Origin of the sequence: Mucilaginibacter sabulilitoris (assembly GCF_034262375.1) — a bacterium.
Lineage (GTDB): Bacteria > Bacteroidota > Bacteroidia > Sphingobacteriales > Sphingobacteriaceae > Mucilaginibacter > Mucilaginibacter sabulilitoris.
In genome coordinates this window covers 3,743,177-3,764,093 of sequence record NZ_CP139558.1, presented here as the reverse complement: position 1 = coordinate 3,764,093, position 20,917 = coordinate 3,743,177, and the positions used below count along the sequence as shown (strand labels likewise).

General features: G+C 41.7%; 14 protein-coding genes. 9 read left to right on the top strand and 5 right to left on the bottom strand.

Translation table 11 applies throughout. From position 1 onward, the window contains the following. Positions 1-60: 60 nt before the first annotated feature. The 3 genes from SNE25_RS16380 to SNE25_RS16370 are packed head-to-tail and all read right to left on the bottom strand — an operon-like array spanning position 61 to position 6,070. Complete coding sequence (locus SNE25_RS16380) at positions 61-999, bottom strand: metallophosphoesterase family protein (protein ID WP_321566187.1); 939 nt, start codon at positions 997-999, stop codon at positions 61-63. 22 nt (positions 1,000-1,021) lie between these two features. Beyond that, complete coding sequence (locus SNE25_RS16375; RefSeq protein ID WP_321566186.1) at positions 1,022-2,809, bottom strand: RagB/SusD family nutrient uptake outer membrane protein; 1,788 nt, start codon at positions 2,807-2,809, stop codon at positions 1,022-1,024. A gap of 36 nt (positions 2,810-2,845) precedes the next feature. Next, entirely contained in the window at positions 2,846-6,070 is a 3,225-nt protein-coding gene (locus SNE25_RS16370) for a SusC/RagA family TonB-linked outer membrane protein (protein ID WP_321566185.1), read from the bottom strand. A gap of 163 nt (positions 6,071-6,233) precedes the next feature. On the opposite strand from SNE25_RS16370, the gene SNE25_RS16365 reads away from it, so the two are divergent. Continuing rightward, a complete protein-coding gene (locus tag SNE25_RS16365; protein ID WP_321566184.1) occupies positions 6,234-6,854 on the top strand; it encodes a TetR family transcriptional regulator in 621 nt (206 codons plus the stop codon). On the opposite strand, the gene SNE25_RS16360 is transcribed toward SNE25_RS16365, so the two are convergent. Together SNE25_RS16360 and katG are read right to left on the bottom strand one after the other, a co-directional pair. After that, complete coding sequence (locus SNE25_RS16360) at positions 6,851-7,117, bottom strand: CBU_0592 family membrane protein (protein ID WP_321566183.1); 267 nt, start codon at positions 7,115-7,117, stop codon at positions 6,851-6,853. The genes SNE25_RS16365 and SNE25_RS16360 overlap by 4 nt on opposite strands. Before the next feature lie 204 nt (positions 7,118-7,321). Continuing rightward, complete coding sequence (gene katG, locus SNE25_RS16355; RefSeq protein WP_321566182.1) at positions 7,322-9,592, bottom strand: catalase/peroxidase HPI; 2,271 nt, start codon at positions 9,590-9,592, stop codon at positions 7,322-7,324. Positions 9,593-9,852: 260 nt separating this feature from the next. Between katG and SNE25_RS16350 the strand changes: the two genes are divergently transcribed. From SNE25_RS16350 to SNE25_RS16315, 8 genes are all read left to right on the top strand, one after another. Next, positions 9,853-10,452 carry a TetR/AcrR family transcriptional regulator gene (locus SNE25_RS16350; protein ID WP_321566181.1) on the top strand — a complete coding sequence of 200 codons (600 nt, stop codon included), beginning with the start codon at positions 9,853-9,855 and terminating at the stop codon, positions 10,450-10,452. 46 nt (positions 10,453-10,498) lie between these two features. Next, positions 10,499-11,758, top strand: coding sequence for an MFS transporter (locus SNE25_RS16345; RefSeq protein WP_321566180.1), 1,260 nt, complete (start codon positions 10,499-10,501; stop codon positions 11,756-11,758). A 107-nt stretch (positions 11,759-11,865) separates the two neighbouring features. Beyond that, positions 11,866-12,360 carry a peptide-methionine (S)-S-oxide reductase MsrA gene (gene msrA / locus SNE25_RS16340; RefSeq protein WP_321566179.1) on the top strand — a complete coding sequence of 165 codons (495 nt, stop codon included), beginning with the start codon at positions 11,866-11,868 and terminating at the stop codon, positions 12,358-12,360. Positions 12,361-12,610: 250 nt separating this feature from the next. Beyond that, positions 12,611-14,947: a PAS domain S-box protein gene (locus SNE25_RS16335; RefSeq protein ID WP_321566178.1), complete on the top strand. Its 2,337-nt coding sequence runs from the start codon at positions 12,611-12,613 to the stop codon at positions 14,945-14,947. Positions 14,948-14,983: 36 nt separating this feature from the next. Beyond that, positions 14,984-15,343: a response regulator transcription factor gene (locus tag SNE25_RS16330; RefSeq protein WP_321566177.1), complete on the top strand. Its 360-nt coding sequence runs from the start codon at positions 14,984-14,986 to the stop codon at positions 15,341-15,343. Positions 15,344-15,458: 115 nt separating this feature from the next. Then, the gene (locus tag SNE25_RS16325) at positions 15,459-16,091 is read left to right on the top strand and encodes an RNA polymerase sigma factor (RefSeq protein ID WP_321566176.1); all 633 of its coding nucleotides are present in this window, start codon (positions 15,459-15,461) and stop codon (positions 16,089-16,091) included. 59 nt (positions 16,092-16,150) lie between these two features. Then, positions 16,151-17,152 (top strand): FecR family protein, encoded by a 1,002-nt coding sequence (locus tag SNE25_RS16320; RefSeq protein ID WP_321566175.1) that lies wholly within the window; start codon positions 16,151-16,153, stop codon positions 17,150-17,152. 158 nt (positions 17,153-17,310) lie between these two features. Beyond that, positions 17,311-20,904 carry a SusC/RagA family TonB-linked outer membrane protein gene (locus SNE25_RS16315; RefSeq protein WP_321566174.1) on the top strand — a complete coding sequence of 1,198 codons (3,594 nt, stop codon included), beginning with the start codon at positions 17,311-17,313 and terminating at the stop codon, positions 20,902-20,904. The last annotated feature ends 13 nt before the right edge of the window (positions 20,905-20,917 follow it).

Below are 20,917 nucleotides of genomic sequence, written 5' to 3'. Positions count from 1 at the left end.
GAACATTAGTAAACCAGATAATACCTGCTGGATATTATTAATGTTAAAAGCAATTGTTAGTTAATATGAATGAGGGAAATATTCATTTTCAACAGTTCCATCCTCATACAGGTTCAACATGGCATAACCTGGCGGTGTTTCCAGGTAATAACCAGGTCCGGCTGATTCCGCATCACCTTTACCCCACCAGAAACCACTCATGGCTCCATTGCAGCAATATAAAACATCGTTGTACTGGGTTTGATCAGATAAATGGTTATGCCCGCTTAAGCAAACCCTTACCTTATCCCGGTGTTTGAAAAACAGATCTTTTAACTTCTTACAATCAGAATGACCGCCTCCCACCAGCACCTGTGTAGTACCAAGAATGGGATAGTGCGACATAAGCAATGTTGGTGCAGATGCAGGTATTTTTTCCAATTCAGCCTGCAGCCAGTTAAATTGCTCCTGATCTAAGGAAATATTACTATTATTCCCGTCAAGCACTATAAAATGCCAGTTCTTTTTGGTAAAGCTATAGTATCTGTTCGGAATTTTCAATCGTTTAACCACGTAATCTTTACCATACATTTCATGCTCTTTAGAAGGCGCCTTCCACCATGTATCATGGTTACCGATACAGCTGTGCACTTCATATTTATCAAGCAACGCTATACATTCATCCCAGATGCCCCATTGCTGTATAACCTGGTCATGTACTACATTATCATAAGACGCATCATTGATAGAATCACCACCGTTTAAGAAGAAATCGGGCTTGTGTTTCGTGAGGATTTGCTTTAAACAATTTTTAAATCTTTCTGGCGCGTTATCGCCTTCCCTGATATGCACATCGGTAATATGTGCTACCGTAAGCGCCAACTTTTTACGTTTTCTTTCTTCCGGATTATCCACGGAGGCAAGGGCAGGCAGGCCCCCGGTTACCATTAAACCGGTGGCCAACCCTGCCGCTTTTAGCAAAGATCTTCTCTTTATTTTCATCGTTTCATTTTGTATCATCAAACAGAAGTATTTTAATATCTTACCAGCCAAATATTTGTTTTAGGTTTGGATTGAGTATTACCTGTTGTTGGGGTATTGGACGATAATAATATTTAGGTTCCTGAAAATCACGTACCGCTGATTCGGTTACCATGAAACTACCGGTGTTAACATTTTTTAAATACACGGTAGCATCAGAACCAATAGTCCCGGTGCGATAATAAATTAACTTCACACCTAATGAATTCTTTTCTTTCTTTTCTTCGGCCGGAATGGTTAAAGACTTATCTATCAAAATAATATCCTCTACACCATCTCCGGTTAAGTCATATTTCCCTAAACCAGCGAAATACATCCCTTCAGGGCTTTTGGTTAATAATTTTCCGGCCTTCCATCTCATCAGGTCATCATACCTCGTATTCTCAAATGCAAATTCTATTCTCCGCTCTCTTCTTATCTCCAAGATCACACCAACATTTGATGAAATATTACCAAATTGCTGTTGTTGTAATACATCGGGAGAAGCATTTGCCTTAGCTATATTCAGATCGGGCATACCGGCTCTTCTTCTGAGCAGGTTCACCGATGCATCAAGTTGTTGCTGCGTTAGGGTACCCAGTTCGGCAAGCGCCTCGGCATAGCTTAGCAGGACTTCTGCATAACGGTATACCGGAAAATCAACACCATTTAAAGTAGCATCATCAGTGCTGTTTACATATCCTTTTAGCTGGTGATAACCTGTAAAGTTTTTATTTAAAATCTGGATGTACGGCTTTGTATCCGGAACTCTAATCCACCCGGGATAAGCCATTGTTTGGGCAAGCCGCGGGTCACGGTTTTCAAACTCCTTTACAAAGCCAAGTTTATCATAATTTGGCTGATCTGTAAAACGGCTCCCATCCTTCATGAGGTAAGATTGGATGAGGTCTTTAGCCGGGGCCTGCTCATAATCGCCAAAAACTACACTATTCACATTTTGACTCTTGCCTTTGTTCTGATCAAAAATGTTAGTCAAAATAACTTCTTTATTCGCCGTTAAATCCTGGCTATCAAATAAGGTAGCATAATCCTGATCAGGCTTTCCTGTATTGTAAATGGTAAATTTTCCTGACGCCATAACATCACCTGCTATTTTAGCAGCGGTTTCAAGAAAACCATTTGCACTATTTGCTAAATTTAGCTCTGAATGATATTTACGGTAGGTGCCCTCATAAAGCGCTGTACGGGTATAAAATACAGCTACAGCCCATTTTCCGGGCGTACCTACAGGAACATCTTCCCTGACGTTCTTATAAGCAAAGTCCAGATCGGCCATTACGCTATCTATAACCAACGCCCGTGGGTCACGTCCCTTGTATAAATCTTTATCTCCTGGGTTTAAGGTACCTGAATACCAGGGCACATCAGAAAAACGTTTAATTTTATCCATGTAAAATACCGCCCGGTAATATTTGGCTAATCCTACATAGTGATTTTTTATCTCCGTGGTAACTTTAGCCTTATTGTAATTTTCTAAAAAGTAATTGATATCACGTAATCTGCTCCAATCCCATCCTGTAGTAATATTTTGCGAATTGGCGCTGCCTGCCATCACATTTTTCACTTCTACATTGGCGGTGGTTGCAACGTTATCGCTGCTTTGATCGTTGAGATAAGTGTTCCTGTCTGGCATTGAAAGCAGTCCATTAACGTATAACGCGAGATCGTTTTCTGTATTAAAGAAAAGATTTGGTGAGATGGCCGTTTGCGGAAAACGGTCGAGGCTATCCTTTTTACATGCAGAGAATGCAAGCATCATAAACAGGATATATATAGAATATTTTTTCATGACTAATTTTTTAATGATTGTTAAATCGCGTAATAATTAAAAATCTAAGTTGATGCCAAATGCATATTTACGCTGAAACGGATAAGCCATTGCACTTGCGCCCTGATTTACAGCCTCCGGATCTATATATTTTTTTATAGCCGAAAATTCATAAAGGTTATCGCCGGTTGCAAAGATCCGCAGGCGGCTTATTTTTAAACGCTTGCTAAATCTCACTGGGAAGGTATAGCCCAGCGAAACGTTTTTAATTCGTAAATACGCGCCGTTTAAAAGATACTTTGATTGCGGAATATCCAAACCGGAACCATAATTAGCATCGGCAAGCCATGATTGCAGTACCGGGTAATATGAATTAGTGTTCGCATCGGCAAGGCCTGCGGCAATGTATGATTTAGAGTGTTGAGCTCTTAAGTCGGGCGCATCTGCCGTGGCCCGATAGTAATCAAGATTCCATGGGTAAATATTGGCGTAAGGCTGCTGAAATGGTCCCCAGAACAAATAATTGTGCGGATAAAAATCCCTTTTTAATACCCCTTGTAAGAATATGGAAACATCAAACCCATTCCAATCCATGTTTATATTAGTCCCGATACTATAATGGTCAGCACTGTTACCTATAATTTTGAGATCTTTTGGATCATTCGCACTTAACCCTTGTTCTATTTTATGATTACCATCCAAATCTTTGTATTTAGGCCATCCCGGAACAATGCTTAAAGCTCCCCATGGTATAATGCTCGATTCATCAAGCTTGGCTATTTCGGCTTGGTTTTGGAATAAGCCATCGTTTTGTAGCCCCCATATCTCTCCAATTTTCTGTCCTACGCGATAATTAGAAAAAAGATTCTGATCATTCTGGAATTTGGTAATCTCAGAATCAGAATTTGAAAGGAATATCTTTGCCGAGAAATTAAAAGGCTTAGACGCCAGTGTGAACCTATCCTGATAAGTTACAGAAAGCTCCCAGCCTTTGGTTCTTAAATCTGCAGCATTTTGTTTTGGCACCGCTGTACCAAGCACACCCGGCAATTCCTGTCCGCCGGTAAGCATTCCTCGGGTATTGCGGATATAATAATCAAACCCAACCAGGAATTTATCTTGAAAAAGACCGATATCGGTACCCAGGTTGAAGGTAGATACCCGCTCCCATGTATAAGTATTTGGGTCGACCAATAATCCGGGGGCACCAGTAATGATAGGAGTTTGGCTATTTCCGCCTATTAAATAACCCGAAGTGCCTGTTTGTAATGATTGCAAATAACCAAAATCACGAAGATATGGATCTGAACTGGCAACCTGATTCCCTAAATTTCCATAAGATGCACGCATTTTAAACGTAGATACCACGGGAGCTAATGGTTTAAAGAAATCCTCGGCACTTGCTATCCAGGCTGCAGAGGCTGATGGAAAAAAGCCCCAGCGCCTGTCTGTTGGAAAACGCGAAGAACCATCATACCTGCCGGTACCCTCTAAAATATAACGACCTTTATAAGTATAGTTTATACGGCTGAATGCGCTGGTAGTAGCATAAGCTGAATAATCTGCCCCTACAGAGGCGGTACCACTGGTTAGCCCAAGATAAGGTAAAGAAGAGGATATAAGTCCGTCTTTTGACGCGTTTATAACCGAATAGCTGTAATCCTCGGAGTTGTATCCAACCATGACGCTAAAAAAATGGTCACCTAAAGTCTTTTTATATGTCGTGTATAAATTGAAAGCATTGTTATATAAGTAGCCGTTATTTTCGCTTACCGAACCTGTACCACCTTCTTGCCTGATATCATTTGGCCCAAATCCAATATCATACGTATTAGCATCAGTATGATACTTCCACAACTCTCTTTTAAACGAAGCATCACCATTTACCTGCAAATCGCCATTTAAGAATGTAGCCGTTGCGCTGGTAATGTTTTGAAAACCAAACATGGTTTGAAGGTTATTTCCGCCATCAACTAATTGAGCGGCAAGCCTGCCCGCTGCGGTATTTGCCCAGCTTCCATCAGGATTTTTAGCTACATCGGTTGGCTGCAGGTAATAAATATTGGTAATACCGGTAAGTGGCTGGGCGCGCTTAGTTTCGTAAATATTAAGGTTGTTATCTACCTTAAGCCATTTTAAAGGCGAAAATCCAAGCCTTGACCTCAAGCCGTAACGGTTCCAGAAATCATCTGCAAGTTTATTCAAACCATTTTCCTTGGTATAATCGGCAGAGAGATAATAAGTTAAAGGTGTGTTATTTACAGTAGCTCCACCTGAGAGTGTAAGCGTTTGGTTTTGTGATAAGGCGGCATCGTTAAAAAAATATTTATACCAGTTGTTGCTACCCATGTACTCCCATTTTGTTGGGTCTGTTGGATTTAACCGCGTATCAGCAATTGATGGGTTATCTGATCTTTCTTTAGCCCATTTATAATATTCATCACTATAATTTACATAATCCCAGGGTGTATTATTGGTAGACGTTTCGAGCACCCTTAAGTATATATAAGGATCAGTTACAGGCTGGGGCAGTACCGTAGGTTTACCCCATGAGGTTAGCGCGTTGTAACTGATAGTTTGATGGCCGGCAGCGCCTTGTTTAGTGGTAATCAGGATTACTCCAAAAGCGGCCCTGGCTCCGTAAATGGCTGCTGATGCAGCATCCCGCAGTACGGTAAATGACGAAATATCTGATGGCGTTAACCGCAGCATATCATCGTTACTTGTTGCCGGTATACCGTCAATTACAATTAACGGCGAACCTCCGTTTATAGATGTAAAACCCCTGATATTGATTGTAGGAGTAGTACCAGGCGCTCCACCTGGATATGTAATATTTAAACCGGGGCTGATACCCTGCAAACCCTGCATCACATTTGATATCGGTCGCGATTCGAGCTGTTTACCCGAAATCTGATCGATAGCACCTGCAATGTTTATTTTCTTCTTGGCGCCAAAACCCACAACTACAACCTCATTGAGTTTACCATAGTCGGGGCTTAGACTTACATTTAATTGTGTTTTCCCATTAAGCGTAATTTCTTCCTGCTTATACCCTACATAACTAAAAACAAGAATTGCATTCGGGTTTACATTGGCAAGGGAATAATTACCTTGTAAGTTTGTTGCAGTGCGTTGGTTTGTACCCTTTACACTGATGTTAACCGATGGAAGAGGCCCCTTGCTCTCTGCATCCAAAACCGTACCGCCCACTGTTATATTTTGGGCGAAACTCTTTGCTGCAAAAAACATGAAGCAGATCAATAGTAGTTTTTTTTTCATAATTGAATTAAGATTTAGCGAGTTTAATTTCTGTATGCAGTACTATTTTGAAGCGCGGCTAAGTTCAGGTTATTATGTTATCTGCAAGTTAGCATTTAATTAATAAATTAATTGAACAGTCAATCAATTTATTAATTTTAAAATAACATTACTTTTGATTAGCTTGGCTGTTTCAGATATTATTAACATGGGTAGAAAAAGCCTTAAAGAGGAAAGACAATTAGAAATTATAAAGACTTTTTACAAGGTTGCTAAAAAGGAGGGTTATGAGAACACATCTATTGCCAAAATTGCAAAAGTGATGGATATCAATCCGAGCCTTGTGAGTCATTATTTTGAAACAAAAGAAGACCTTACCTACGCATTGATTGATTATATACTTGAAAGATATCTGTTGATCTACACTATCAAAAACAAGGAAGGGGTTACACTTGCAGATTTAGAAAAAACCATCGAAATGCTTTTTTCAAAAAAATGGAATTTACTATTTGATGATGGGCTGTTTTATACCTTTTACGCTTTGGCTTTCAGAGAAAAAAAAATTAAAGCAAAATATAAAACCATACTGGATTCCCTTCGCCTTGCCCTTGCATCAATGATAGAGCAGTGCAATGAAAGGCAGTTCACAAATGTGCAGGCTCCGAAAGCGGCAGCTGATTTAATTTTTGTGCTGGTAGATGGCGCCTATTTTTATCTATCACTGGAAAACGATAAGAAGGCCTATGCAGAAAGACTTGAGTATTATAAAAATAAAGCCTACCAGATTTTAGAAATGAACCCTTAATTGGTTCTGGCAGCATTTTGAGTTCGTAACTGACGACCGAAAGCGTAAACCCCAATAAACATCCATAGCAGGTTAGCTACAGCATTGGGCATATCACTACTATCAACAGCAGTAGCCACCAAACACAATCCGCCTAAAATATTCAATAGCTGAAAGCTGCGCGATTCGGCTTTTATCGCTTTCATACTCAACAACAAATAGCCTACTGTGCATAAAATCACACCAAGCCAGCCAATGCTTGCCAATATAGTTTGCCTCATCATATCAAATCAATGTTGTTTATGCCCGGGTAATCCCGATTATTTTTGCATGAATTAATGTATTTTTCAGGAACAAAGATGGAGTTTTTTGAGAGATTTCAGGAAAAGCTGTTATCTCCTTTATCCCATATTCAGGTCAATTAAAAAAGGCACCATGAACAGGTGCCTTTTTTAAAATCCACATCATCTTCATGATTTAAGATCAGACTATTCAAAACGGTCCAGATTCATCACTTTGTCCCAGGCTTTTATAAAATCCTTTACAAACTTGTCCTGCCCATCGGCGCTTCCATACACTTCGGCAACAGCTCTCAATTCTGCGTTAGATCCTAATAAGAGGTCGGCACGGGTGCCTGTCCATTTTATTTCGCCGGTGGCGCGGTCACTGCCTTCATAAAGTTCCTTATCTTCAGATACCGCTTTCCAGGCGGTGCCCATATCGAGCAGATTAATAAAGAAATCATTGGTAAGCACACCCGGGCGTGAGGTAAAAACGCCATGTCTGGAGTTATCAAAATTAGCATTCAATACACGCATGCCGCCTAATAATACGGTTAATTCTGGTGCCGTTAGTGTGAGCAAATGTGCTTTATCTACCAGTAATTCCTCTGTTGAAACCGGGATTGTTGATTTCCGGTAATTACGAAATCCATCGGCAAGGGGCTCCAGGTAGCCAAAAGATTCTACATCGGTTCGTTCCTGCGATGCATCCATACGACCAGGGGTAAAAGGAACTGTAACGGTATGACCTGCATCTTTAGCCGCTTTTTCAACCGCCGCGCAGCCGCCCAACACAATCAGATCTGCCAGCGAAACTTTTGTGCTACCGGCCCGTGCTGTATTAAATTCCTTTTGAATGCCATCAAGTACGTTAAGCACCTTTTGTAATTGCGCCGGATTGTTAACCTGCCAGTCCTTTTGTGGAGCAAGGCGGATGCGGGCGCCATTGGCCCCACCACGCTTATCAGAACCGCGGAAGGTGGAGGCCGAAGCCCATGCGGTGAGAACCAATTCATCTGTACTCAAACCCGATTCCAGTATTTTTGCTTTCAAGGCTGCAATATCATTTTCGGCTATCAGTGCGTGATCAAGCGCAGGAATTGGATCCTGCCAGAGCAGCTCTTCCTGTGGTACCTCTGCACCCAGATAACGTTCACGGGGGCCCATATCGCGATGCGTTAATTTAAACCATGCACGCGCAAAAGCATCAGCAAAATGGTCTGGATTTTCCAAAAAGCGCCTCGATATTTTTTCATAAGCCGGATCAAATCTTAAAGCAAGGTCGGTGGTAAGCATGGTAGGTAAATGCTTTTTTGAGCTATCATAAGCATCCGGAATAATAGCTTCTGCATCTTTAGCTACCCATTGATGGGCACCGGCCGGACTTTTGGTCAGCTGCCATTCAAAGCCAAACAGGTTTTCAAAAAAGTTATTGCTCCATTGGGTAGGTGTTTTGGTCCATATTACTTCCAACCCACTGGTAATGGTGTCGGCGCCCTTGCCAGAACCATAATTGTTTCTCCAACCGAAACCCTGCATTTCTATACCGGAAGCTTCGGGCTCTTTGTCTACATTATCGGCAGATGCTGCGCCGTGAGTTTTTCCAAAGCTGTGCCCCCCGGCTATTAAAGCAACTGTTTCCTCATCATTCATAGCCATCCGGCCAAATGTATCGCGTATATCTTTGGCAGCAGCAACAGGGTCAGGATTGCCGTCAGGGCCTTCAGGATTTACATAGATCAATCCCATTTGTACAGCAGCAAGCGGTTTTTCCAGGTTGCGGGAGTGAATATCACCGTCGGCATCGTCATCTGATACCAGTACGCCATGTCCCTCTACGACGCCGGGAGAACCATGCGCATAACGCAGGTCGCCACCTAACCACGTGGTTTCAGCACCCCAATATACAGATTCATCCGCCTCCCAGGCGTCTTCACGTCCGCCAGCAAAGCCAAAAGTTTTAAATCCCATTGATTCCAGCGCTACGTTACCGGCAAGGATCATCAGATCGGCCCATGAAATTTTGCGACCGTATTTTTGTTTTATAGGCCAAAGCAACCTGCGTGCCTTATCAAGGCTTACATTATCGGGCCAGCTGTTAAGCGGCGCAAAACGTTGCAGACCTGCACCTGCACCTCCACGCCCATCGCCCACACGATAGGTTCCGGCGCTATGCCATGCCATGCGTATAAACAAGCCACCGTAATGCCCAAAATCTGCCGGCCACCAATCCTGTGAGTCAGTCATAAGTACATGGAGATCATTTTTTACAGCTCCGAGATCGAGACTTTTGAAAGCTTCGGCATAATTAAAATCTTGACCCATAGGGTTTGATAAAGAAGAGTGCTGACGGAGGATATTTAACTTTAATTGTTTGGGCCACCAATTGTGGTTCCGGGTACCGCCGCCACCAACATTATTTTTCATGCTACCATTGTGAAAAGGGCATTTACTGATGTCATTTGATTCTCTTTCCATATTTAATACTGATAAGTTTACAAATTGAATACTGACCCGCACCGGTTACTTGTGCTGTGATATAAAAATAACGAAACTGTTTGTTTATTCAGGTATGGAATGATTAACAACTGTTGATCAAAATGGTTGACGAAAATCAACATTATTTTCAATACTGAAACTCTTTTTAAACAGCATCGGGGTAGTCTTTCCCGAATCTCAATTTGACAAAAAAAAATATTTTGTCAAAACAATCGTTACCTTTGTCTTAAGGTAAAACGATGAGCAACCAGGACGATATCATCCATCAAGAAATTCTGCAGGCTGCCTTGCGGCTGTACCGCAAAGCCGGCCCGTCAAAGGTTACGATGGATAATGTAGCAAGGGCTACCGGACGCAGCAGGAGCTCACTTTATTATTATTTCAAAAACCGGGACGATATTTTCCAGGCAGTACTTAACCGCATTGCCGAAGACGTTGCCGGTAAAATTCGCATTGCGGTAGTCACAGCGCCAAGCCTGAATGAAAAAATATATGCCTTTTGTTCAATAAAAATCAAAACATCTGAAGAATGGAAACGCGTATTCAGTGCGATAGACCAGTTAATGAATGCCGATGAAAAGTCAAGGCATGCTAAAGCAATGGATGCGCTGCACAAAAAGCTCATTTATATGGAAAGGGGCATTTTGTTAGAAGCAATATCGGAAGGCCTTCCTCCTGCCCGCATCCTGAACAATGCAGAACTGGATATGCTCGCTTTTATTATCACAACCGGGATACGTGGTGTAAGGCGTGAGATTTATGACCATAACGATCCGCACGATGCAAAAGCAGCAGCAACTTTGTTAAGCGATATGGTTACCAAGTGGTTACAGCCTTAATTCCTTATCATATTTCGACATTAAATATAATTTTGTCAGTTTTTAAATGAAGAAAATAAGTCAGCTTAATTTATTCAGAGCATTGGCCAGCCGCAACTATACGCTTTACTTTATTGGCAGGGCCGTATCACAATTTGGTACCTGGATGCAGCGTACAGCTGTAGTATGGGTGGTTTATTCGATGACACACTCCGCATTCCTGCTCGGCCTTACCATTTTTGCGGAACAATTTCCATCATTTGTATTCTCTGTACCAGGTGGCGTAGCAGCCGACCGCTATAATCGTTATACAGTAATTAAAGTTACCCAAATCACCTCGATGATTCAGGCAATATTGTTGGCTGTGCTGGTTATGTCGGGCCATATCATGGTGTGGGCAGTACTCTTGCTTAGCATGATCCTGGGCATTATTAACGCATTTGATGTTCCCGCACGACAGGCTTTAATCAATGATGTTGTTGCCAGTCCGACCGATTTGCCAAATGCGTTATCACTTTCAACAGCAACGGCCAGCCTTGCGCAATTGTTGGGGCCGGCATTATCGGGCATAATCTTAAGTGCATTTGGGGCTGGCGTATGTTTTCTGTTGAACGCGGCAAGTTTTGGGGCTGTTATCATTTCATTGCTGCTCATGAAATTACCCGCTTATCAGTTTAAAAAGACGAATAAAAAGGTCATAGCAGATTTTGCCGAGGGTTTCACTTACATTAAAAACACACCGGGTATCAGCACCATTATAGTTATGCTTGCTGCAATTAGTTTACTGGTGCTGCCTTATAATACGGTATTGCCGGTATTTGCCAAAGTAGTGTTCAAGGGCGATGCCTCAACCTTTGGTTATATCAACAGCTTTGTAGGCATTGGCGCGGTAACCGGTACTATTTTTCTGGCCTCGCGCAAGCCCGGCGCACATTTAAAACAGATATTGTTCATCAGCACCCTACTGATGGGCATTGGATTGATCTGTTTTTCACAAATCAGGAACTTTCCTGCTGCCATGCTTTTTGCCGCTATAGCCGGTTACGGGTCGGTAGCGCAATTTACTATCAGTAATATCGTTGTACAATCGGATGCTGCACCTCAAATGCGTGGGCGAACTATGGGTATCCTGCTCATGGCCATTTTCGGCATGATGCCGCTTGGTAGTGTACTGACCGGCGCAGTGTCAGAGCACATAGGCGCACCGGCAACCGTGCTGGCCCAAGGTGTTTTAGCAGTGATTATTGCGCTGATATTTAGTAGATTTTTAACCAGTCCGTTAAAAAAACTCAGCCCAGCAACGGAGAGTTTAGAAAAGCTGGCATGAGTCCGGCCTGTTAACGCAAGCGGCCTTAATTATTTGTTAGTGCAATGCGGTTTTATGCTTGACATTTGTCCATTTGTATATTAACTTTATAGTGCAAAATAAAGTATATGAATACAGAGAAAGCTATCCTGGCCGGCGGTTGTTTTTGGGGTGTAGAAGAATTAATCAGACATTATCCGGGTGTTGTTTCAACCGTGGTGGGGTACGCTGGCGGCGATGTTCCTAATGCTACATACCGTAATCATGGTACACATGCAGAAGCCATAGCAGTGGTATTTAATCCGGAACAGTTATCTTATCGTACACTGCTGGAATATTTCTTCCAGATACATGATCCAACCACCCGTAACAGGCAGGGAAACGACATCGGAGCTTCTTACCGCTCTGCTATCTTTTATTTAAATGAAAATCAGCGGGATATCGCGAATGATCTGATTGCCGAAATGGAAGCCTCTGGTATATGGCCGGGCAAGATCGTTACTGAAGTAGTACCAGCAACCGATTTTTGGGATGCGGAGGCCGAACACCAGGACTATTTGCAAAAAAATCCATACGGATATACCTGCCATTTTGAAAGGCCAGACTGGAAATTGGTCGATTAGAAAGCCGTAAAGTTAAACTTCATCACGGACAGATTACAGCTGTTTGAGGTTAATAACCAATTCAGCAAAATACTGCATTGGGTTACTTACCTGTTTGTCACTTCATTTTATACCGAGCTTATTTAGAGGATTTTTAAACCACCTAACACTTAAAACTATTAGGAGAGAATCCTGTTTACCTTACCTGTAGGTTGCATTTCTCTGAGGTAGCCAACAATGATCACTTACACAGAGATGATTAACCTACTTTATGGATTTAAATTCTTTGCGACAGCTATTTACATTCAAGTCTATCTTTGAAGGACTTGAAGACGCTGTTATCTGTCATGACCTCGATTTTACAATAACCAACTGGAACCCTGCCGCCGGGCGCTTTTTTGGTTATACCAAAGAGGACATGATCGGAAAGACGCTATTCTCTTTAATGACAGAAAGCTATTATCCGGAACAGAAAGAGATGATGAATAATTTGCTTCAACGGGCAACAATTAATCATTTCTTTACAAAAAGGATTACCAAAGATGGTCATTCCATACCGGTTTCTATCACGCTTTCTCCTATCAGTGATGAAGCAGGAATTATTATCGGCGCTTCGCAGATCCTACGTGACATTTCAGAAGATATAATTGCTCAGGAACAGAAAGCTATACTGGCGGCTATTGTTGAAGGTTCGGTAGATGCAATCATCAGTAAAACGCTCGAAGGCATGATTACCAGTTGGAACAAAGGTGCCGAAACTATCTTTGGATATACAGCAAGCGAAATTGTAGGCAAACACATTACAACGCTGATGCCTCCTGACAAACTCCATGAAGAAGATTATATTATAAACAACGTTAGGCAAGGCAATAAAATTGAACATTTTCAAACGATCCGCATGGCTAAAGATGGCACTAGGATTCCGATATCACTAACGGTATCTCCTGTGCTTGACAAAGCGGGTAATATTATCGGCGTAAGCAAGATAGCGCGCAATATCACCGCCCTAAAACAGGCCGACATTAAACAAGCCACTCTCGCTGCCATAGTTGAAAGCTCAGATGATGCCATTATCAGTAAAACGCTCGAAGGCATTATTACCACCTGGAACAAAGGTGCAGAAAACATATTTGGATATACTGAGGCGGAAGCGTTGGGTCAGCACATCTCACTATTGATACCCAAAAACCGGCTTCAGGAGGAAGACCGCATTATTAACAGCATCAAAAACGGGCAGAAAATAGATCACTTTCAAACAATCCGGATGCGAAAGGACGGCACTGAATTACAGATATCCCTGACCGTATCGCCGATCCTGAACGGCGACGGAATCATCATCGGCGCTTCAAAAGTGGCCCGCGATATTACCGCTCAACGACAGGCAGAGCAGGCACTTCAGCATAATACCCGTCAATTACTTATGCTAAACTCTATAGGCAAAAGTATCAGCGAACAATTAGATGTAGAAGTTATCCTCCAAAAAGTAACAGATACAACAACACAGCTTACCGGCGCGGCATTCGGCGCTTTTTTTTATAATAAAGTAGATGAACAGGGTGAGGCTTATATGCTCTATACACTTTCGGGTGCTCCGCGGGAAGCCTTTGAGAAGTTCGGCATGCCGCGTAATACAGCTGTATTCCATACCACCTTTAGTGGCAAGGGCATTGTGCGGGTTGATGATATTACCAAAGACCCCCGTTATGGTAAAATGGCCCCGCATTACGGTATGCCCAAAGGCCACCTGCCGGTTGTAAGCTATTTGGCGGTCCCGGTGGTTTCTTTATCCGGAGAAGTGATAGGAGGACTTTTCTTCGGCCACCCCTCTTCTGGTGTATTTAAGCAAGAGCATGAAGATCTGGTGGCCAATGTAGCCTCGCAGGCCGCCATTGCCTTAGATAACAGCAAGCTTTTTGAAGAAGTTACAGCCCTCAGCCAAAAGAAAGATGAGTTTATAGCCCTGGCCTCACATGAACTCAAAACCCCGCTAACCTCTATGAGCGGTTTTTTACAGCTCATGCAAAAGACAACACCTGAAGGCCTGAACAGTAAGTTTTTAGATAAGGCCGTTCGTCAATTAGAGAAGCTCAACACCCTTGTTAACGATCTTTTTGATATCTCTAAAGTACAGGCCGGAAAACTACAGTTCTATTTTGAGGATTTTGACCTTGGCTTGCTGATCCAGGAAATTTGTGAAACCTTTGAGCAATCAGTACCCGACCATACATTTGTATACGACCTTCAGGGTGACTTGCTCATGAACGGCGATAAGATAAGAATGGAACAGGTGATCACCAACCTCATTGGCAATGCGGTCAAGTATGCTCCTCAGTCGCCAAAAATAGATATACAGGCAGCAAACAAAGGAAACGAAATCGTTGTTTCAGTAATAGACTATGGTGCAGGAATCAGCAAAGAGAATCAATCTCAGATATTTACTCAGTTTTACAGGATCAGGGACAGGGATAAACATATATCCGGACTGGGGCTCGGCCTGTATATCACGAAAGAAATTATTGAGCGCCATAGTGGCCGCATATGGGTAGATAGTGAACTTAGCAAAGGTGCATCCTTTATCTTTGCGGTTCCTTGCCGGCAGCAATCCTAAGTCTTAAAGTTGTAGTGATTAACCCATAGCGTAACTATGAGCAGGAAATTGGTATATATTCTTGAAGATGACCCGGACATCAGCGAATTGATCGTATATATTCTTTCAGAAGCGGGTTACGAGCCGGTAGAATGCGGAACTGTGGATAGCTTTAACGAAATAATCTCCCATAAGTTGCCGGATATTTTTATACTTGATATTATTTTACCGGATGGAAATGGGCTGGATGTTTGCAAACAGCTAAGCAGCAATATCACAACCTCCGGGATACCCGTTTTAATGATGTCTGCCAATAAAACCAGGCGGGAGATAGAGGATTTTGGATGCAAGGCCGATTTCATTAGTAAACCTTTTAATATTGAGCATTTGCTTGAACGGATTGATAGTTATGCTTGAGGAAATATAGTTAGTAAACTGATGAAAACGCATTGAAAAATACAAAGTTGCATTTGATTACCCATTAAAACGATTTAACATCCGTTTTACATTGAGCTCTTATCTTTGCAATGCTATGATTAAAAGCTTGCCGGACGAGGAATTACTGAAGAGAATTCAACTGGATGACCAGCAAGCTTTTTCTGTTATTGTTTACCGGTATAATTTAAAGCTTTACAGGATAGTGCAAAATAGGGTGCGGATGGAAGACGACGCAAAGGATATTATCCAGGAAATATTTATTTCTCTTTGGAATAACCGTCACAATATTCAAACCACTGCTTTATACCCATATTTATCAAGATCAGCATTTTATGCTGTTATTGACTGGCAATTGCTTCATAAAAAGAATTTATCCCGTCATCATTTATTGCTTGAAAACGAAGAACCGGCGGTGTTTTCAATAGAAAATCAGGTAATTGCTGATGAGCTCAGACAGGAATTACTGGAAGAGGTAGAAAAAATGCCTGATACAACAAAGGCCGTTTTTCGCATGAGCCGGATTGATCAAAAATCGGTTAAAGAAATAGCTACCGTGCTTCATTTATCAGAACAGACAGTAAAAAACAATATCTCTGTAGCGCTTAAACAACTCAGGCGACGAATGGTAAGCGACAAACTCTCGCTGCTGTTTTATTATATCCTTATTAAAAGTCTCCTTCTAATCATACCGATGCTCACCGCAGCCAATCCGTTCACAAAGGCTTAATATAAACATAGTAATTTATTAACGGTACCAGGTATTTCCTTTTCAGACTATACTGATGAATGGACACATCATCGGAAAGGGAAAAAGCCATAGCGCTTCTTCAAAAATATAAGGCAGGGTTATGTACACCTGAGGAAATAGCTCGCATCAGGCAGTGGTATGATTCTTTTGATGATTTGTCATCCGGTCAAAATATTGCAGATGCACGTATGGCAGCAGATGAAGCCGCTCACAAAACCTTGATTAAACTTTTTGGAGAAAACAAAGAAGAGCAAACCCGCGATAAAAAAGGGGGAATCGTTTATACTTTGTTACGCATAGCGGCATGTTTAATAGTTGGTTGCACGCTTTATTTCATGGCAGGTAAGTTCAAAAAAACGCAGCCCAGCGAAATTACTTATAGCAAATACAGCACCCGCAAAGGCGAACGCAGGGAAATTCGCCTTTCTGATGGTTCTATAATTGTGCTTAATGCGGCTTCAACTATTCAAATTGCCTCAGATTTTGGTATAGAGAAGCGTAATGTATTATTGCAGGGCGAAGCTTTTTTTGAGGTAAGTAAAGATAAAACCCGGCCATTTATCATTAAAACCGGAAAGATACAGACCAGGGTTGTAGGAACCTCCTTTAACATTAATGCCTATGCCGATGAAAAGTCTGTTAGTGTAGCAGTGTCTACAGGAAAAGTTCAGGTTGAAAAAGAAGATGTAAAAGGGAAAACCTTAATTGGCCGCGATCTTACTCATAATCATATGCTGGTATATGATATTAAAAAAGATACCTACCGGCAAATGCTCACTGATGCCGACTTGCTGAGCGCCTGGAGAACAAACAAGCTCGTATTCAACAATGCATCTATGGCTAAGATAGCCCGTACTCTGGAAAGGAGTTACAACATACCTGTTGTACTTACGGGCAAGCCTTATAAGCAAGGTCTTTATACCGTAACATTTGATAATTATCCACTTGATAAGTTGCTGCCTTTGCTGGCCAACTTGACTGGAATTACCTATGAGTTTAAAATGGAGCAACTAATTATAAATGTTCAGCATTGCAAATAAATTCAACACCAACAACATGTTTAAAGCAATAAATATATGTAGATAAGAAAAACGATTAAAAAAGTACAGGAAATGCGTCAACATTCCCTGTACTATAACCTGCCGCTGTAGCAGCCGCAGGAATTCAACGATTACGGAATCATTAAACATTAACAAAAATGCGAATAAATATTTACAAAAATATAGCTATACCATATACCATTAATTCCCTTTTTAAGTTTATGCGTATCCAACTTGCTATCATCCTGTTATTTCAAACCATGTGTATGGCCGGTACCATAAAAGGCCAAACCATGAATGATACCAGAATAAGCTTAAGTGCCCATAATATTTCTTTAAAGGTGGCATTTAACACCATTGAACAAAAAACAACCTTTTCACTGGGGTATAATGCTAATGACATAGATGCCAATCAAAAAGTGAACATTAACGCGGTGAATGAGCCCGTTCTTGTTGTGCTTAAAAAGCTGCTTAAAGGTTATAAGGGAGAAATTAGCCAGGTGAATGACCGGAACATTTTCCTGAAGGTAAGACGGACCGAGCCCGGCAGTTTTTTTTTAGTACAGAAAATTGCTCCGGCGGGCAGGGTAACCGGGCAGGTAATTGATGAAACGGGCCAACCCCTTCCGGGTGTATCTGTAACCGAAAAAGGTGCCAGAAACTCTACGTCAACAGATAATAATGGAAAGTATGGTATCAATGCGCCTGATAACGCAGTACTGGTTTTTCGTTTTATTGGTTATGCACCGATTGAACAAACTGTGCAGCTAAAAGGTGGACAGGAAGCAACTATGAACGTTTCAATGAAACCAACCAATAGTGGCCTTAATGAGGTTGTTGTTGTTGGCTATGGTACTCAGAAAAAAGCGAACTTAACAGGTGCGGTTGACCAGGTCGGGAGTGAATACTTTGATGATCGCCCGGTACCAAATGTAACCAGAGGACTTGAAGGCGTTATCCCGAATTTGAACATCAAAATGACCGACGGTAAGCCTACCCGGAGTGCTACTTATAATATACGCGGAACAACCTCTATCGGGTCAGGAGGAAGTGCGCTTATATTGATTGATGGTGTACCAGGCGATCCAAATACCGTAAATCCCAATGATATAGAAAGTGTATCAGTACTAAAAGATGCTTCTTCAGCAGCTATTTATGGTTCCAGAGCGGCATATGGTGTAGTGCTTATCACTACTAAAACCCCTAAAGTAGGTAAAGTTCAAATTACTTACAGCGGCAATTACTCTATTAACAAACAAACAATAAAACCCGATCTGCTAAGTAATGGTTATCAATGGGCCCAGAATTTTGACGAAGCCTTTAACGCATGGTATGATTACTTATCTCACCCAACTGTAATCAATTCACAGCCGGCTTTCTCTTTATCATACCTTGATTCATTAAAAAGACATGATGCTAATCCCGGGCTTCCGCAGGTTTCTGTTGACCCGCTGACCGGCAATTACCAGTATTTTGCTAATACCGACTGGTTTAAGGAATTATATAAAGATAACAATGCTACCATGGAGCACTCTTTAAGTGTATCTGGAGGAAGTGATAAGGTTAAATTTTCAGTATCGGGCAGGTTTTATGATCAGGATGGTATATTCAGGTACAATACCGATAAATACCGTAGCTATAACCTCCGGTTTAAAGGTAGCGTAAAGGTAAATGACTGGTTAACTGTAAATGGTAACTCAGAGTATGCTACTTTTAATTATAAATATCCTTTAACTTCTGTAGGCGGGGTTAATGCGGTATGGAGATTAATGGCCGTATCGGCTTTTCCATTAGCTCCGTTGTTAAACCCTGATGGTACACTTACTTATACGGCCGCCCAAACCGTGGGCGACTTTTATTATGGTAAAAGTAACTCCACACTGGTTCAAAACTTTAATAAAAGCACCATAGGGTTTACTGCCAGCCCAATAAGGAAAGAAAAAAGCAAGCTAACCATTAATGGCGATTTCTCTTACCTGCGTACGGATACAACAGATACACGTAAATTTTTCCCGGTTCCGTATAGTTCAAAACCAGGCCAATTAATTACTTCAGGGCTTAATTATTTGTCAAATAGCGTAGTATCTACCAGATATTATAATGCGAACCTTTACGGGCAATATTCGCAAACCATGGGCAATCATAATGTTCAGATCCTGGTGGGCGGTAATATAGAGCATAGTCTTACAAAAGGCAATTTTGAACAAAGAGATGGTTTGCTGGTCGATGACTTGTCTGATTTTAACCTGGCAACCGGTTTAAATTACAGATTATTGGGTGGGGGCAGCGAATGGTCAACCGCGGGTATATTTTACCGGGCAAATTATGCTTATAAAAACAAATACCTGTTTGAGCTCGATGGCCGGTATGACGACTCATCCAAATTCCCGCAGGAACAGGCTTTTGGCTTCTTTCCATCTGCATCTGCCGGTTGGAATATATCTGAAGAAAAATTTATGGAAGGAACTAAATCATGGTTAACCAACTGGAAATTACGAGGTTCATATGGTTCTTTGGGTAATGGCAATATTGCGCCATATACCTTTTTGGCTACGTTGGGCCCAGGCACGTCATCTTATATAGCAAACGGCGCATACCTGAATTACATATCGCAGCCCCGGGTGCTTCCTAATGGATTAACCTGGGAAAAAGTAACTACCGCGAATGTTGGAACGGATGTTGACATGCTCAACGGCCGGCTTAGTACCAGTGTAGATATTTATCAGCGTAAAACCACAAATATGATAACTGTAGGACAGCCGCTGCCCGCAGTATTTGGGACAGCTGTACCTAAAGGTAACTTTGCCGATTTGAGTACCAAAGGCTGGGAGGTTTCTGTAACCTGGAGAGATAAAATAGATACACGTAAGCCCATTACTTATAGCTTACGCCTTACACTGGCCGATAACGTTGCACATATTACCAAGTTTTATAACCCTAACAATATATTACCGGCACCGTATACTAATAATACGTATTATGTGGGTGAACGCCTTGGTGATATATGGGGTTATCAAACTGATGGATTCTTTACTTCAACACAAGATATACAATCACATGCTGACCAGAGCTATTTTGTGGTATCAAACAATAATAAACTACTGCCCGGAGATTTAAAATTCAGGGATATTAATGGTGATGGAAAAGTAAATAACGGAAAAAATACGCTGAACGATCCCGGAGATCAGAGTGTTATTGGTAACTCAGCCCCGCGTTACCCATACGGCATTACCGGAAATGTTGGGTGGAATAATTTTTCGCTTGAGTTTTTCTTCCAGGGACTTGGACAAAGAGATTGGTACCCATCGCCGGAAGCTGCTAACTTTTGGGGGCAATACAATCGCCCTTATAGCTTTGTGCCGGCAGGAACACTTAACCACTGGACCGAAGAAAACCCAAGTCAGGATGCTTACTTCCCCCGTTACAGAGGTTACACCGCGTTATCAGGCACACGTGAACTTGCAGTACCTCAAACAAGGTATCTGCAGGACGCCAGCTATATCCGTTTAAAAACGTTAACAATTGGCTATAATTTACCGGCCAATTTGCTCAAAAAACTCAATTTCACATCTGTAAGGATCTATTTTACAGGCCAAAATTTATGGACTTACTCACCAATATTTAAGTACACCAAAGATTTCGATCCGGAGGTAATAGAAGGATCTGATCCGGAAATAAACGCGACACAGGGTGATGGATTTTCGTATCCGATGCAAAAGACCTACACTTTAGGAGTTCAGGTTGCTTTATAATATTATTAATGTG

Excerpts from the sequence above, each read along its gene's own strand:
- SNE25_RS16375 (WP_321566186.1), bottom strand. The coding sequence starts at position 2,809 with ATGAAAAAATATTCTATATATATCCTGTTTATGATGCTTGCATTCTCT.
- SNE25_RS16370 (WP_321566185.1), bottom strand. The coding sequence starts at position 6,070 with ATGAAAAAAAAACTACTATTGATCTGCTTCATGTTTTTTGCAGCAAAG.
- SNE25_RS16320 (WP_321566175.1), top strand. The coding sequence starts at position 16,151 with ATGGACACATCATCGGAAAGGGAAAAAGCCATAGCGCTTCTTCAAAAA.
- msrA (WP_321566179.1), top strand. The coding sequence starts at position 11,866 with ATGAATACAGAGAAAGCTATCCTGGCCGGCGGTTGTTTTTGGGGTGTA.
- SNE25_RS16335 (WP_321566178.1), top strand. The coding sequence starts at position 12,611 with ATGGATTTAAATTCTTTGCGACAGCTATTTACATTCAAGTCTATCTTT.
- katG (WP_321566182.1), bottom strand. The coding sequence starts at position 9,592 with ATGGAAAGAGAATCAAATGACATCAGTAAATGCCCTTTTCACAATGGT.
- SNE25_RS16350 (WP_321566181.1), top strand. The coding sequence starts at position 9,853 with ATGAGCAACCAGGACGATATCATCCATCAAGAAATTCTGCAGGCTGCC.
- SNE25_RS16330 (WP_321566177.1), top strand. The coding sequence starts at position 14,984 with ATGAGCAGGAAATTGGTATATATTCTTGAAGATGACCCGGACATCAGC.
- SNE25_RS16345 (WP_321566180.1), top strand. The coding sequence starts at position 10,499 with ATGAAGAAAATAAGTCAGCTTAATTTATTCAGAGCATTGGCCAGCCGC.
- SNE25_RS16325 (WP_321566176.1), top strand. The coding sequence starts at position 15,459 with ATGATTAAAAGCTTGCCGGACGAGGAATTACTGAAGAGAATTCAACTG.
- SNE25_RS16315 (WP_321566174.1), top strand. The coding sequence starts at position 17,311 with ATGCGAATAAATATTTACAAAAATATAGCTATACCATATACCATTAAT.
- SNE25_RS16380 (WP_321566187.1), bottom strand. The coding sequence starts at position 999 with ATGATACAAAATGAAACGATGAAAATAAAGAGAAGATCTTTGCTAAAA.
- SNE25_RS16360 (WP_321566183.1), bottom strand. The coding sequence starts at position 7,117 with ATGATGAGGCAAACTATATTGGCAAGCATTGGCTGGCTTGGTGTGATT.